Origin of the sequence: Anabaena subtropica FACHB-260 (assembly GCF_014697105.1) — a bacterium.
Classification (GTDB): domain Bacteria; phylum Cyanobacteriota; class Cyanobacteriia; order Cyanobacteriales; family Nostocaceae; genus Trichormus; species Trichormus subtropicus.
In genome coordinates this window covers 27,988-43,344 of the sequence record NZ_JACJRF010000021.1, presented here as the reverse complement: position 1 = coordinate 43,344, position 15,357 = coordinate 27,988, and the positions used below count along the sequence as shown (strand labels likewise).

The 15,357-nt window shown below is 42.7% G+C and carries 10 protein-coding genes; 6 read left to right on the top strand and 4 right to left on the bottom strand.

The genetic code is table 11. The features are described 5' to 3' along the window. Window positions 1–146: 146 nt before the first annotated feature. Window positions 147–719, bottom strand: a complete 573-nt coding sequence (locus tag H6G18_RS13675; protein WP_190407645.1) for a hypothetical protein — start codon at window positions 717–719, stop codon at window positions 147–149. A 262-nt stretch (window positions 720–981) separates the two neighbouring features. Here H6G18_RS13675 and H6G18_RS13670 point away from each other — a divergent pair, with 262 nt between their 5' ends. Together H6G18_RS13670 and H6G18_RS25200 are read left to right on the top strand one after the other, a co-directional pair. Next, entirely contained in the window at window positions 982–2,097 is a 1,116-nt protein-coding gene (locus H6G18_RS13670) for a ferrochelatase (RefSeq protein ID WP_190407679.1), read from the top strand. A 624-nt stretch (window positions 2,098–2,721) separates the two neighbouring features. Beyond that, window positions 2,722–3,813 (top strand): hypothetical protein, encoded by a 1,092-nt coding sequence (locus H6G18_RS25200; protein ID WP_190407644.1) that lies wholly within the window; start codon window positions 2,722–2,724, stop codon window positions 3,811–3,813. A gap of 338 nt (window positions 3,814–4,151) precedes the next feature. Here the strand turns inward: H6G18_RS25200 and H6G18_RS13660 are convergent, their stop codons facing one another. Next, the gene (locus tag H6G18_RS13660) at window positions 4,152–4,697 is read right to left on the bottom strand and encodes an NADPH-dependent FMN reductase (protein ID WP_190407643.1); all 546 of its coding nucleotides are present in this window, start codon (window positions 4,695–4,697) and stop codon (window positions 4,152–4,154) included. A 314-nt stretch (window positions 4,698–5,011) separates the two neighbouring features. Here H6G18_RS13660 and ftsH point away from each other — a divergent pair, with 314 nt between their 5' ends. Continuing rightward, window positions 5,012–6,910, top strand: coding sequence for an ATP-dependent zinc metalloprotease FtsH (gene ftsH / locus H6G18_RS13655; RefSeq protein ID WP_190407642.1), 1,899 nt, complete (start codon window positions 5,012–5,014; stop codon window positions 6,908–6,910). 282 nt (window positions 6,911–7,192) lie between these two features. On the opposite strand, the gene psaK is transcribed toward ftsH, so the two are convergent. Beyond that, window positions 7,193–7,453, bottom strand: a complete 261-nt coding sequence (gene psaK / locus H6G18_RS13650; protein WP_190407641.1) for a photosystem I reaction center subunit PsaK — start codon at window positions 7,451–7,453, stop codon at window positions 7,193–7,195. A 237-nt stretch (window positions 7,454–7,690) separates the two neighbouring features. On the opposite strand from psaK, the gene glsA reads away from it, so the two are divergent. Then, window positions 7,691–8,605, top strand: a complete 915-nt coding sequence (gene glsA / locus H6G18_RS13645) for a glutaminase A (protein ID WP_190407640.1) — start codon at window positions 7,691–7,693, stop codon at window positions 8,603–8,605. 60 nt (window positions 8,606–8,665) lie between these two features. On the opposite strand, the gene H6G18_RS13640 is transcribed toward glsA, so the two are convergent. Further along, entirely contained in the window at window positions 8,666–10,084 is a 1,419-nt protein-coding gene (locus H6G18_RS13640) for a hypothetical protein (RefSeq protein WP_190407639.1), read from the bottom strand. Between the two features lie 628 nt (window positions 10,085–10,712). Between H6G18_RS13640 and psaA the strand changes: the two genes are divergently transcribed. Together psaA and psaB are read left to right on the top strand one after the other, a co-directional pair. After that, a complete protein-coding gene (gene psaA, locus H6G18_RS13635) occupies window positions 10,713–12,971 on the top strand; it encodes a photosystem I core protein PsaA (protein ID WP_190407638.1) in 2,259 nt (752 codons plus the stop codon). 122 nt (window positions 12,972–13,093) lie between these two features. Beyond that, window positions 13,094–15,325 carry a photosystem I core protein PsaB gene (gene psaB / locus H6G18_RS13630; RefSeq protein WP_190407637.1) on the top strand — a complete coding sequence of 744 codons (2,232 nt, stop codon included), beginning with the start codon at window positions 13,094–13,096 and terminating at the stop codon, window positions 15,323–15,325. Window positions 15,326–15,357: the final 32 nt, after the last annotated feature.

The following is a 15,357-nucleotide window of genomic DNA, read 5'->3' as shown; positions in this document are numbered from 1 at the left end:
GAAATGAGGGATTGGGGAGCGATGGAGAAGGATTTGTACTTATTTTGTCTCTCGTCTTGCAGAAAAATAAAACTACATCACCCTCGCCCCTCTTATTTTCTCATCACTCCATAAGTCACTCCTGTTCACTGGGACTATTTTCCGGACTATTTTTCTTCATAGTTTCTTAACAAAGAGGATAAAAACTCAGCCGCAGTTAAACGGTTTGTTATAGTATCTATTTCTACAGATGAATCAACGTGATAACCTTTTACTGTTTGAGGCGATCGCCACATGGTTAAATGATCAACCGGTGGTTCTGCATAAAAATTATCTTGCCCACTTCCCAGTGATAATGAACTCCAATGAGTGAAATAATCGTGACTTAGCCGATGAATGGGAAAATTTCCCCATAGTGGTACACCCCATCCATCTATAGCAATAAACGCTTTAACTTGGCCTCCCCAATTTTGCCATTGCCAAGCAGCAGCGATCGCTCCTACTACGCCAGCACTAAAGCTGATGAATATAACTGGCGATTTTAGCTTACTACCCAAGCGATCGTGTAAAAAATGCAAAACATGAAGCGATGATAAAGTCAAAACGCCTTGAACTGGGACTACAAGTATATTTATGTGCTTTTGATTGATTGAGCTATCAGAGATTGTACTTAACAGCCCCAAGATGAAGCTTTCCGTTAAATTTGGGTCATGGATTCCAGGGCAAATAATTATGGTCATTGGTCAATTGGTCAATACTCCACAGTCCATAGTCAACGGTGAATGTACACCTCAATACTTCTTCCCAAGATACAGTGTTAACTATTTTTCACTACTCGGTATCTAGTATTAACCACAGTATGTCTTTTGATATATTATTGTCACTTTTATTGTTATCCCATCCAGGGGGATAGGATAATAAATTACTGGGTGAGTAAATAATGCAGCTCTTTTGTAGCCACTGACTTTGCTTGCCATTCTGGTTTATATCGAGGAACTGATTGTGGTTGCCACACCGGAAAAACTACAAAACACACAGGAACATCTATCAACCCAAGACCGAGTAGCTGTGTTGCTCATGGGTTATGGTGAAGTTGAAAGTTACGAAGATTTTGCTAACTATAATGAACAGGCGCTGAATCTACTAACAGCGAAATTTGCACCTGTCCCAACTTGGATTTATCCCCCGTTAGCTAAGTTATTGGCGTTATTTGACCGTCACGAATGGGGACATCAGCACCACGATTTTATTTCCCCTCATAATGCCATCTTTGAAAAGCAGCGTGCTGGCATTGAACAAAACTTACAAGAAAAATGGGGCGATCGCATTCAAGTTTTCAAAGCTTTCAACTTCTGCGCTCCCTTTTTACCTAACCAAGTTTTGGCAGAAATCAAAAATCAAGGTTTCGACAAAATTTTGATTTATCCCCTACTAGTGGTTGATTCTATTTTCACCAGTGGCATCGCTATTGAGCAAGTTAACAATGCTTTATCCGAGACCAATGATGGTGAAAACCATTGGGTGAAAGCATTACGCTATATACCTTCCTTTTATAATGAGCCAGAATATATTCATTTAATGGCACATCTGGTTGAGGAAAAAATTAACGCTGATTTAGCCGCAGCTTATTTACCTTCTCAAATTGGTATTGTATTAATGAATCACGGCTGTCCTCACAAAGCCAAAGGTTTCACCTCTGGAATTGTCGAAAGTCAAGCGCTGTATGATCTGGTACGAGAAGAGTTAATTTATAAGTATCCCCTCATTTCTGTAGGTTGGCTCAATCACGACACACCTCTGATTGAATGGACACAACCAAACGCCGAGCAAGCAGCTAAAAACCTGATTCAATTGGGTGCAAAGGTTATTATCTTTATGCCCATTGGCTTTGCTACAGAAAACCACGAAACTTTATTAGATGTACACCACATCATCCATGCTTTAGAGAAAAAGTATTCGGGTGTGGATTATGTACAAATGGCTTGTGTAAATGACCATCCGGAGTTTTTAGCGATGGCTGCTGAATGGGCAAATGCTCAAATTGCTAAGTTGCAGAATGAGCAAGCAGTGGCAATTAACCCACAATTAGCTGCACACCATCACCATCATCATCATTAGAATTAGGGGTGTAGGGGTGTAGGGGTATAGGTTTACCCTTACACCCTGATTAAGTTTTGGCTCAAATTACGTTGTAATTCCCGAATGGTAATGCTGGTGCTATCCTCAGAAGCTAATTGAGGAAAATAATTTTAGATATTTATCTATGTTTCTGTCGTCATAAATATCATTGATAATTTCCTTGAAAATGAGAGAAATTATAGGCGATTACTTATAGTTAGTTTTCTCGGGAGTTGATCAAAATTTGTGAGGTCATGCAGAAGTTGTGTAAGTTCTGCAAAAGCTTGTGATATGTCTACAAAGCCACAACACTTTTCGGTTAAGCCTTAATACTTTCAAAAAATGACGCAGATTACACGGCTGAAACCATGATACTTTCGTGAGTGAAAGTCACTTTCAGTTCCTTAACCTAGAGGTATTGCACAAAATCCTCAGAGATACCTGTGCGCCGTTGCGGATGGAGGAAATTAGTACCCACAACTTTTGCAGGACTGCGTTAACCAGGATGAGCGATGCCGGCGCTGGACACCCTTTATCATTATACTTGGCGTTGTAAAGTAATATACTGAAAACTTATGCTATACTACTTAGATGCTCGTGGAAATAAGCAAATTTGGTATTACTATGGAATGGACATCACTATTAATAGAGCAACAGACTGATTTTATTCAAAGACTAAAATCTGGTCGCAATCTTCATTGTGAAATAGAAGGATACAATAGTGAATTAACGGTTATCTCAGGCAATAGGTTAAAGAAACTACGGGATTTTTGTTGGGATATGGTGAAGAAGTATAAGCCAGATGACCCAAAGCAATACTTCAATAATAACTTGAAAGGAAAACTTGGTGAAGAGGTTCTCAAATCCCGTTTAAATGATTTTGTTAGTGAAGTAGATTATGAAAAACACCTCTACGGTGATGGAAAAGTAGATTTTACCATAGCTTCTCATCCAAATTTCGGGATTCAGGTTAAAGCACGACAAGGAAATATTAATCAAGTCAAATGGTCAATTAGTAAAGAAGAAGTTGATAAAAATACTGTTTTAGTTTGTGTACTAATTCAAGAAGAAGTGAATGAATCACAAAATGAATATAACCTTATTTCAGCAGGGTTTTTACCAACAAATATGGTAAAGATAAATAATAATAGTGGTGTTGCTTCATTTGGGATAAATGAATTACTATACTGTGGCGGCTTATACAGTTATTTAAAAAGTTTAACTTCTTCTAAACGAGTTGGTTATCAAAATGAACTTACTAAATATAATTCAGCTTTAGAAGATTTAATGTTATCTATCCTTGTTAAAATTATCCAGCATGAAGACTTTATTGAACGAGTTGAGAATATTGCTGCAAGCAAAGTAATAGGAATAGCAGAGACTACTTATGATAAGTGCGACGGATTAATTGAAGGCAATGTAACATACTGCGAAATTGATAACTCAGTTTTTGAAATAAAACATGGTGACATCTACAGCCTAGAATGGACTATCGCCTTTAAAAATACTGGGATGGCATATATTGGCTACGTTACTGCTGATGGAGAAGATGGAGGAAATCCAGTTTCATTTTCATGCAAAGGCAATGTTGAAATTATGTTGCCAGATTATTTTCGAGACGAATTACTCACGGATATCAGCATTGAAGAAATAATTGGAGAACTGGTTTCAAGTATCAAGCTTCAAGTTGAAATCCATTCAGTTTGTTTCAATTAAAATTCACATTAAGCTGAGGAATTTTTATCCCAATCAGTAACCTGAGAGCCTACTGATTACTGTTGTATAGATTCTGGTGTAAAGATGTCGTGATAGTTCTAATAGCGATGCTATCAGGAGAAATTATCCAGATCAAGATTTAAGGAGAGGAGCGATCGCCTAATTGATGATTTAATACTTGATAGTCGTGTCAACTACCTGGCAGTCTAACAATCGCTCCGGGTGGTAATTGGATTTTCTCTGGCGTAATTACGGTGAACATTGAATTTACACTTTTTACTTGCCATATCAAAGAGAAAAATCCTCACGAGGAAATGTCTTCTCCTTATCCCCTATTTCTAATTTACTCCTCGCAGCTTGCGAGTGTTGTCTATTAAACTCTGAGCAAATTGGTCGAATCGCTGAGAGAGTTTTTCATCTAATAACTTTCCTTCAGGACTAAAAGCACCGTAAGCTTGTCCAATGGCAATTTGCTCTGGAATTACCCAACCATGTACCCAACGAACAATCAGTCTCAGCTCATTTAAGGCGTTGCTGTTAGATTGACCACCGAGAACGCTAATCAATCCTGTGACTTTATCAGATAATTGATCAAAGCTCATCAAGTCAAGGGCATTTTTTAAGACACCGCTAACACCGCCATGATACTCAGGTGTCGCCAAAACTAATCCATCAGCATTGCGAACAGTCTCACGCAAACGCTCAACATCGGGATATTCTGTATATTCTTTCCCACCATTACAAAATGGCAACTGCCACTGCCGCAAGTCAATAATTTCTACCTCTGCACCTAACGCTTCTAAGCGCTGCGCTGCAATCTGCAAAGCTAACTGTGTGTAAGAGTTTGATCTTAAACTACCAGCAATACCAACAATTTTTACCATAATCCACCCAACTTTAAAAATTTCTAAAAAAACGAAGTCATTACGAATTTGTATATAATCTTAACGATTTATTTTCTCGTAGTCAAATTACATAGTAATTACCCGCAGATAAGGCAAAATCAAGGCTTTGGGCTAGTAATTGCACAGAAAGTGAAGGAAAAAAGTTTTCCCCCTGTCCCCGGCCCCTGCCCTCTCACCTCTTCTGAGAGTTAGACTAGATTAGATAAAGTGATGTCCAGTTATGGCAATTTTTGCTGGAAGAATAGGCTTAAAATCAGCACTCAGCCTATGGCAGCAGACCAAGGGTAATTGTTATGAAAAATTTTGGGAAAAAGGCATTGAGAAAACAGCAATCACCAAAGCGCGTTGCTTGGACGGGTGCTATTGCAGCCAGTTTGATTATGTTACCAACGATGTTTGGTGGCAATCCTGTCTTGGCGCAAAAAGCAGAGCGTGAGTCTCTGTCATACGGAGAGTTGATTCAAAAAGTTAATCAAGAGCAAGTTAAAAGAGTAGAACTGGACGAAACTGAGCAAATAGCCAAAGTTTATTTAAAAGGTCAAAAGCCAGACACACCACCGATACAGGTGAGGCTGTTGGAGCAGAACACCGAGTTAATTAGCCAACTGAAAGAAAAAAATGTTGATTTTGGCGAAGTTTCTTCTGCTAATAGTCGAGCAGCCGTAGGGTTATTGATTAACCTCATGTGGATTTTGCCACTGGTGGCTTTAATGCTGTTATTCTTGCGTCGTTCCACTAATGCTTCTAGTCAAGCTATGAACTTTGGTAAATCCAAAGCGCGTTTTCAAATGGAAGCCAAGACTGGTGTGAAATTTGACGATGTAGCTGGTATCGAAGAAGCAAAAGAAGAATTACAAGAAGTTGTCACATTCCTTAAACAACCAGAAAGATTTACAGCTGTGGGTGCGCGGATTCCCAAAGGTGTGCTGTTAGTTGGGCCTCCAGGTACTGGTAAAACTTTACTAGCAAAAGCGATCGCTGGGGAAGCGGCTGTTCCCTTTTTCAGTATTTCCGGTTCGGAATTTGTGGAAATGTTTGTTGGTGTGGGTGCATCCCGCGTCCGCGATTTGTTTAAAAAAGCTAAAGACAATGCACCTTGTCTAATATTTATTGATGAAATCGATGCTGTTGGGAGACAACGGGGTGCAGGTATCGGTGGCGGTAATGATGAAAGAGAGCAAACCCTCAATCAGTTACTCACAGAGATGGATGGTTTCGAAGGTAACACAGGCATCATTATTATTGCTGCTACCAATCGCCCAGATGTATTAGATGCAGCCTTATTGCGTCCCGGTCGTTTTGACCGACAGGTAATAGTTGATGCACCAGACTTGAAAGGACGCTTAGAAATTCTCCAAGTTCATTCGCGGAATAAGAAAGTTGACCCTAGTGTATCACTGGAGGCGATCGCTCGCCGCACACCAGGATTCACAGGCGCAGATTTAGCCAACTTACTCAACGAAGCCGCTATTCTGACAGCTCGTAGGCGCAAAGAAGCAATTACTATCCTCGAAATTGATGATGCTGTTGATAGGGTAGTTGCAGGGATGGAAGGAACACCCCTAGTAGACAGCAAGAGCAAGCGCTTAATTGCTTACCATGAAGTCGGACATGGTTTGATTGGGACTTTATTAAAAGACCATGACCCAGTACAGAAAGTCACTCTCATTCCTAGAGGACAAGCACAAGGTTTAACTTGGTTTACTCCCAACGAAGAACAAGGTTTAATTTCTCGTTCCCAACTCAAGGCGAGAATTACTTCTACTTTGGGAGGTCGTGCTGCTGAGGAAATTGTCTTTGGTAAACCAGAAGTGACCACAGGCGCAGGTGATGACCTCCAGAAAGTCACATCAATGGCAAGGCAAATGGTGACAAGATTTGGTATGTCTGAATTAGGCCCTTTGTCTTTAGAAAATCAAAGTGGCGAGGTGTTTTTGGGACGCGACTGGATGAATAAATCAGATTATTCTGAGGAAATCGCTGCCAAGATAGATTCTCAAGTCCGAGAAATTATCAACACTTGCTACCAAACAGCCAAAGAATTGTTGCAAACTCACCGTGTGGTTATGGAACGGTTGGTAGATTTGTTGACTGAACAAGAAACTATTGAAGGTGAAATATTTCGCACAATTGTTGCTGAAAGTCAAAATCAAGTAGTTGATGAGCAGTTGTCAATGCTTAACAGTCAATAGGAGTGAGGAATCGTTAATGGGTAATTGGTAATTGAGAAGAAATTTTTACCCATTACCCATTACCTGTAATTAAGTATTACGCCTTGTGGTGCTAGCAAGTTACGTTTATAAGAAAAAACCAGAGAGTAATTTCTCTGGTTCATACAGACACAACAAAAATCAACTGAAGATTAACTTCGGTAATAATCTATTACAGCATGGGATGAGGATACATACTATGTAGAATCAGCAAATAGCCCACAGTATAAGTAATTTTCTGTGTTGACTTTTTGCTTTTTCTATTTAGATTCTGCCTAAGTTATGCAATCCTAAAACAATACCTGCTCCTAGAATATGGCCAAAAGCGGTAGTTGCTAGTAACGCAGGTACACCAAAACCACCAAAGAAATTGGCTGAAGGTAAAGCTGGTTCTGAACTAGGATAATTGATGGTCAGCTTGCCAAAAGCAATGGCGATGATATTGGCAATGATGATAATAATCCCGACTGTGGGACTCCATTCCAGGGGTGTGGTTGCAGCAGCGAGTAAGGTTGAAGTTAACACCTGATTAGCTCCTGAAATTTATTAATGATTGACAATATAATCTGCAAATTCCTCAACTGAATTCAAGAAAAATCTCGATTTTGAATTAATATTTAATATTAGTTTTTATTCCTTAATAAAGTAACTATTTTATTTTTACTAGTTGCTAAAGAAAAAGAATTTGGCAAAATATGGATAATAAAACTTTAACGTGAGTCTCCAAGGAAAGCGCACTTACAGGAAGGGTTCGTATCTATTGTGGTGAGATTTGACAGACTAGACACGGTAGATTTGTCTAACTGGATAAAACTAGCAAAGACGCAGACAAATCGGGGACGAGTGGCTGAACGTATTCCCAGGTTAGCTGTAGCTGATGCTGGTTGGTTTGCAGTCTATATCTGCTGTCAATCCGGTAAATTCTACAGTGGAGGAGATACGTCTTGTGTGTTTCCACTGATGAGTGTGATTAAGCCATTGAGCCTGCTGTATCTATTAGAACATCTAGGTGCGCAACAGGTTTTAAACTGGGTGGGGATGGAACCATCGGATGCACCATTTAATTCTTTAGAACAATTAGTGTCCGACGGTGGACAACCACGGAACCCGATGATAAATAGTGGGGCAATTACTCTCGCTGATAAGTTACCAGGAAATGATGCAAGTAATCGCACTCACTCTTTATGTCAATGGCTCAACCAATTAGCTGGCTGTCAAATTCAGTTAGATGAATTTATGCTGGCTTCTGTAAGATTATCTCGCTCTCCGGCTAATCAGGCGATCGCAAATTATCTCTCCGAAAAAGGTCATTTAGAAAATATTGATCTGGCACTTGACACTTACGAGCAAATATGCTGTTTGTCTGGGACAGTTGAGGACTTAGCTTTACTGGGAAAACTCTTGGCTTTAGAAAGCGCTCGATTATCACCACAGCATCAGCAGATTGTAAACTCCGTCATGTTGACCTGTGGTTTATATCAAGCTTCTGCTGAGTATGCCCTCAAAATTGGTTTACCAATGAAATCTGGCATTGGTGGGGGTTTACTGGCCATAGTACCAGGAGAAGGAGCGATCGCCGCTTATAGTCCCGCCTTAGATAGTATAGGTAACCCTGTGGGAGCGATCGCCTTTGTTGAGGTTTTAACGCAAAATTTGAAATTGAGTATGTTTAATTAATTTCTCTGTGTCTCTGTGGTTTGAAAATATTTTCACCACAGAGGCACAAAAGGAATTAGTTTATTCTGTTAGCTGTTCCGTAACGGTGGGTTTTGCTGTAGGACGTGGACGACGTTTGAAGTAATCCCCTAAGTTGGTTTTTCTACGTTCAGTTACCACAGGTGTTTCAGTAGCCTGGGGCGTAGGTGTGTCTTCTGGTTGTACTGTTGGGGTAACTTTCACCTCTGGTTGAGAGGTTTCAGTAGCCTGGGGAGTAGGTGTGGCTTCTGGTGGTACTGTTGGGGTAACTTTCACCTCTGGTTGTGGGGTTTCAGTCGCTTGGGGAGTAGGTGTGGCTTCTGGTGGTACTGTTGGGGTAACTTTCACCTCTGGTTGTGGGATTTCAGTCGCTTCGGGCGTAGGTGTGGCTTCTACCTGTGGTTGTGTAACTTCAGGTAACGCTGATTTTTCTTCTTCGGGTTGTGGTTCTGGGCTAGGAGTTATTACAGGTGTAGGTATTGGTTCTAAAACTGGTGGTTTAGCCATATAAGTCTGATCTACAATGCCACGTACCTCTTCGGCTTTCAATTCTCCTCTGACAATTTTAGAAAGAGTATCTTTACCGTTGGGTTGATAATTAAAGAGTCTGACTGTGGTGTTAAAGGCATTTTTGACTGGATTACCTTGATTATCAAGGAATTCAAGCTTTACCCAATTCTTCCCAGATTTAAAGCCTTTGAGGTAAACTGCTTGCCAGCGATCAAGTACAAAACTTTCACCATTTATCGTGCAGCGAATACGCCAATCACTAAACTGATCATTGGGCTGATCTTTAGCAACTAGATGTAATGGGGCGTTAGTCAGGTAAAAATCTAACAAGATTGGTTCTGCCCCGTAGCTACCTTGAGGACGACTGTAGGTCAACAGAGGTAGGCTGGAATCTGGATTGTTATCGTCGCTTTCAGTGAAAACGTGAAATGTTGTCTGGGCGTAAGCACCCTCATTTTTAAAGCTTTCATGCCAAGGGCGGGAAGCAAAGACTCGCAGAGTATGAGTCCCAGGGGATAAATCAGATAGCACTAGAGGCTGACTCAGATCGTAAACAGGTATATAAGGTTGGTTGTCAAGAATTACGTGAAGATGGGGGCCTAATTCCCATTGTGGGTGCTTAAAAATTGCTAAGTCTTTAACTTGAAACCTGACTGAAACAGTGTTGTCACTGATAATTTCATCAGCTTTAGGCGTAACTATAGTAACCTGTGGTTGATATATTTCTAAACTTGAGCGTAGTTCTTGAATGACTGTCGGTGGCGAAACTTCGGAAAATTGCTGAGAAATCTGCTGAGGTTTGTCTGTAGAAGTAACAGATACTTGTTGGCTTACAGCTTTTTCGCCACAACTAGCCAAGCCCAAGACTAACACTAATGTGATCAGCCACCTAAAAATAGCAAAACTTCTAGGGAGAAGCTTCCCCAAAGGCTTTTTGTGCCAAGGATTCATGCTTTATACCCAGTTATGAATAATTTCTGAATTTACCCAGGACAACGAGACAATAAGTGTTTAGGGATGAGGTGCTAAGAGTATAAGTGTGAAAAACTCTGACACATTCCCATAACGAAGAGTCTCGTTACGTAAGTCCTGAATTATTGTGACTGAAATGAGCGATCGCACACTATGGACTTAAGGTGAAATCTTGATCACATAGCATGAGTTTTTATAAAAAATGAAAAATTAGTTTTTTTTTTACAATTTGTAGTAATTGCCGATGGTAATATTAAAGACTATTTGAAAACAAAAATAGCAAAAACGAACTCAGCAAATTTGTGCCTTTTCTGGTATAAGAAGACATAAGTTTTACGAATTGTTATCCTTTGTAAATTAAATAGAGAAAGTATTGACTTTTGGCTAAAAAGTTTGCACTGCAAAGGCAGATTAGACAAATATTCTGGCTATTTTGAATTATTGTTAAAATGTCTCCAACAAAGTACAAGTTAAGACTTTATAATTCAACAGAAACAAATTTCCACATAGCTTCTTCATCGCTCCTCCAGCCACATTCTGGAGAAGGCGACTAAAGATCACTTTGTGGTTTCATGATTCCTCATTCCTTATCACCAGAGGAGGTCGAATGACAATTAGTCCTCCGGAGCGAGAGGAGAAGAAAGCCAGAGTAATCGTTGATAAAGACCCGGTTCCTACCTCATTTGAAAAATGGGCCCAGCCAGGACACTTCGACAGAACTCTAGCTAGAGGTCCCAAAACCACCACATGGATTTGGAATCTCCACGCCCTCGCCCACGATTTTGATACACATACAAGCGATTTAGAAGACATCTCCCGCAAAATATTTGCGGCTCACTTCGGCCACCTGGCGGTTGTGACAATTTGGTTGAGCGGGATGATTTTCCACGGCGCGAAGTTCTCTAACTACGAAGCCTGGTTAAGCGACCCGTTGAACGTGAGACCCAGTGCTCAAGTCGTTTGGCCCATTGTGGGACAAGACATCTTGAATGGTGATGTTGGTGGTGGATTCCACGGTATTCAAATCACCTCAGGCTTGTTCCAAGTATGGCGTGGCTGGGGTATCACCAACTCCTTCCAGCTCTACGTAACAGCCATTGGCGGCTTGGTATTAGCAGGCTTGTTCTTGTTTGCTGGTTGGTTCCACTACCACAAGCGCGCTCCCAAACTGGAATGGTTCCAGAATGTGGAGTCAATGCTGAACCACCACTTGGCAGTCTTGCTAGGTTGCGGTTCCTTGGGATGGACTGGACACTTGATCCACGTCTCAGCGCCAATCAACAAGCTTATGGATGCAGGGGTGGCTGTAAAAGATATCCCCTTACCTCATGAGTTCATCCTGAACAAAGACCTGTTGATCGACCTATTCCCCGGCTTTGCTAGTGGTTTAACACCTTTCTTCACTTTGAACTGGGGTCAGTACGCTGACTTCTTGACCTTCAAGGGTGGTTTAAACCCAGTAACCGGCGGCTTGTGGATGACTGATATTGCTCACCACCATTTGGCGATCGCTGTATTGTTCATTATTGCCGGACACCAATACCGCACCAACTGGGGTATCGGTCACAGCATCAAAGAAATTCTAGAGAACCACAAAGGCCCCTTCACAGGTGAAGGTCATAAAGGACTCTACGAAAACTTGACCACATCTTGGCACGCTCAATTGGCAACTAACCTTGCCTTCTTGGGTTCCTTGACCATCATCATCGCGCACCATATGTACGCGATGCCTCCCTACCCATACTTAGCAACTGACTATGCAACTCAGTTGTGTATATTCACCCACCACATTTGGATCGGCGGATTCTTAATCGTCGGTGGAGCTGCTCACGCAGCAATATTTATGGTGCGGGATTACGATCCAGTTGTGAATCAAAACAACGTCTTGGATCGGGTGATTCGTCACCGGGATGCTATTATTTCCCACCTGAACTGGGTGTCTATTTTCCTTGGCTTCCACAGCTTTGGTTTGTACATCCACAATGACACCATGAGAGCCTTGGGTCGTCCCCAAGATATGTTCTCAGACACAGCAATTCAGTTGCAGCCAGTATTTGCTCAGTGGGTGCAGAACCTGCATACCCTAGCTCCTGGTGGCACTGCACCTAACGCTTTAGAACCTGTTAGCTACGCCTTTGGCGGCGGTGTATTGGCTGTAGGTGGCAAAGTCGCAATGATGCCTATTGCATTAGGTACAGCCGACTTCTTGATTCACCATATCCACGCCTTCACCATTCACGTAACAGTACTGATTCTGTTGAAAGGTGTACTGTTTGCTCGCAGCTCTCGTCTGATTCCAGACAAAGCAAACTTGGGCTTCCGCTTCCCTTGCGACGGTCCTGGTCGTGGTGGCACGTGTCAAGTGTCCGGTTGGGATCACGTATTCCTCGGACTATTCTGGATGTACAACTCCCTATCAATTGTAATTTTCCACTTCAGCTGGAAGATGCAGTCTGATGTATGGGGAACAGTAGACGCAGCAGGTAATGTGTCTCACATCACTGGTGGTAACTTTGCCCAAAGTGCCATCACAATCAACGGCTGGTTGCGTGATTTCTTGTGGGCGCAAGCTTCTCAAGTAATCAACTCCTACGGAAGTGCGTTGTCCGCTTATGGACTAATGTTCTTGGGCGCTCACTTTGTATGGGCATTCAGCTTAATGTTCCTGTTCAGTGGTCGTGGCTACTGGCAAGAATTAATTGAGTCCATTGTGTGGGCGCATAATAAACTGAAGGTAGCTCCTGCAATCCAACCCCGCGCTCTGAGTATCACTCAAGGTCGTGCTGTTGGTGTGGCTCACTACCTCTTAGGAGGAATTGCTACAACCTGGGCATTCTTCCACGCACACATACTTTCAGTAGGCTAGCAATTAGTTACATAGAGTGCTGAGTAGTGAGTGCCAAGTGTTGCTTAATAACAATATTTGGGACTCAAAACTCAGAACTCTGGAATCTGAAACCTGATGGCTAAAGGTCAGAGGAAATATCAATGGCAACAAAATTTCCAAAATTTAGCCAGGATCTCGCACAGGACCCAACTACGCGTCGCATCTGGTATGCGATGGCGATGGGCAACGACTTTGAAAGCCACGATGGCATGACCGAAGAAAATCTTTACCAAAAGATTTTCGCTACTCACTTCGGTCATCTGGCAATCATCTTCTTATGGGCTTCCAGCCTCCTGTTCCATGTAGCCTGGCAAGGTAACTTTGAACAGTGGATTAAAGATCCTCTACACATCCGCCCAATTGCTCACGCGATTTGGGATCCCCACTTCGGTAAACCAGCAATTGAAGCTTTTACCCAAGGTGGCGCTAACGGCCCAGTAAACATTGCTTACTCTGGTGTTTACCACTGGTGGTACACCATCGGTATGCGTACCAACAACGAACTATATACAGGTTCTGTATTCTTGCTTCTGTTGGCAGCATTGTTCCTGTTTGCTGGTTGGTTGCACTTACAACCCAAGTTCCGTCCTAGCCTCTCTTGGTTCAAGAGCGCTGAACCCCGTCTAAACCACCACCTAGCTGGTTTGTTTGGTGTTAGCTCTTTGGCTTGGGCTGGTCACTTGATTCACGTTGCTATCCCCGAATCTCGTGGACAGCACGTAGGTTGGGATAACTTCTTAACCACTGCACCCCACCCAGCAGGCTTGACACCCTTCTTCACAGGTAACTGGGGTGTTTACGCTGAAAACCCTGACACAGCAGGACATATTTTCAGCACCTCTCAAGGCGCTGGTACAGCGATTCTGACCTTCTTGGGTGGTTTCCATCCCCAGACAGAATCCCTGTGGTTGACCGACATGGCTCATCACCACTTGGCGATCGCTGTGTTGTTCATCGTTGCTGGTCATATGTACCGCACTAACTTCGGCATTGGTCACAGCATCAAAGAAATGCTGAATTCCAAGTCCGGTTTAGTACCTGGTAGCAAGAGTGAAGGTCAGTTCAACCTACCTCACCAAGGTCTTTACGACACCATCAACAACTCCCTACACTTCCAGTTGTCTTTGGCACTGGCTGCTCTGGGAACCGTTACCTCTCTGGTAGCGCAACATATGTACTCCCTGCCTCCTTACGCATTCATTGCTAAGGACTACACCACACAAGCAGCGTTGTACACCCACCACCAATACATTGCCATCTTTTTGTTGGTTGGTGCATTTGCTCACGCAGGCATCTTCTGGGTTCGTGACTACGACCCAGAACAAAACAAAGGCAACGTACTCGACCGGATTTTGCAGCACAAAGAAGCGATTATCTCTCACTTGAGCTGGGTATCTCTCTTCTTGGGCTTCCACACCTTGGGCTTGTACGTTCACAATGACGTAGTAGTTGCTTTCGGTACTCCTGAAAAGCAAATCTTGATCGAACCAGTATTCGCTCAGTTCGTTCAAGCTGCCCACGGTAAAGTACTCTACGGCTTAGACACATTGTTGTCTAACCCCGATAGCGTTGCTTACACCGCCTACCCAAACTACGGTAACGTTTGGTTGGCTGGCTGGTTAGATGCCATTAACTCTGGTACTAACTCCTTGTTCTTAACAATCGGCCCTGGCGACTTCTTGGTACACCATGCGATCGCCTTAGGTCTGCACACCACCACCCTCATCCTAGTCAAAGGTGCTTTGGATGCTCGTGGTTCCAAACTGATGCCCGATAAAAAGGACTTCGGTTACGCCTTCCCTTGCGACGGTCCAGGCCGTGGCGGTACTTGCGACATCTCCGCTTGGGACTCCTTCTACCTATCTTTGTTCTGGGCGTTAAATACAGTAGGTTGGGTAACATTCTACTGGCACTGGAAACACTTAGGTATTTGGCAAGGTAACGTTGCTCAGTTCAACGAAAATTCCACCTACTTGATGGGCTGGTTCCGTGACTACCTCTGGGCTAACTCAGCTCAGTTGATCAACGGCTACAATCCCTACGGCGTGAACAACCTGTCTGTCTGGGCTTGGATGTTCCTTTTCGGACACCTAGTTTGGGCTACTGGCTTCATGTTCCTCATCTCCTGGAGAGGTTACTGGCAAGAGTTGATCGAAACCCTAGTTTGGGCGCACGAACGTACTCCTATTGCTAACCTCGTTCGCTGGAAAGACAAGCCCGTTGCTCTCTCCATCGTGCAAGCTCGTGTGGTTGGTCTAGCCCACTTCACTGTCGGCTATGTCCTCACCTACGCAGCCTTCCTCATCGCCTCCACTGCTGGTAAGTTCGGTTAATCTGGCTCCTAGTTTTGTAGGTAAGTAAAAAA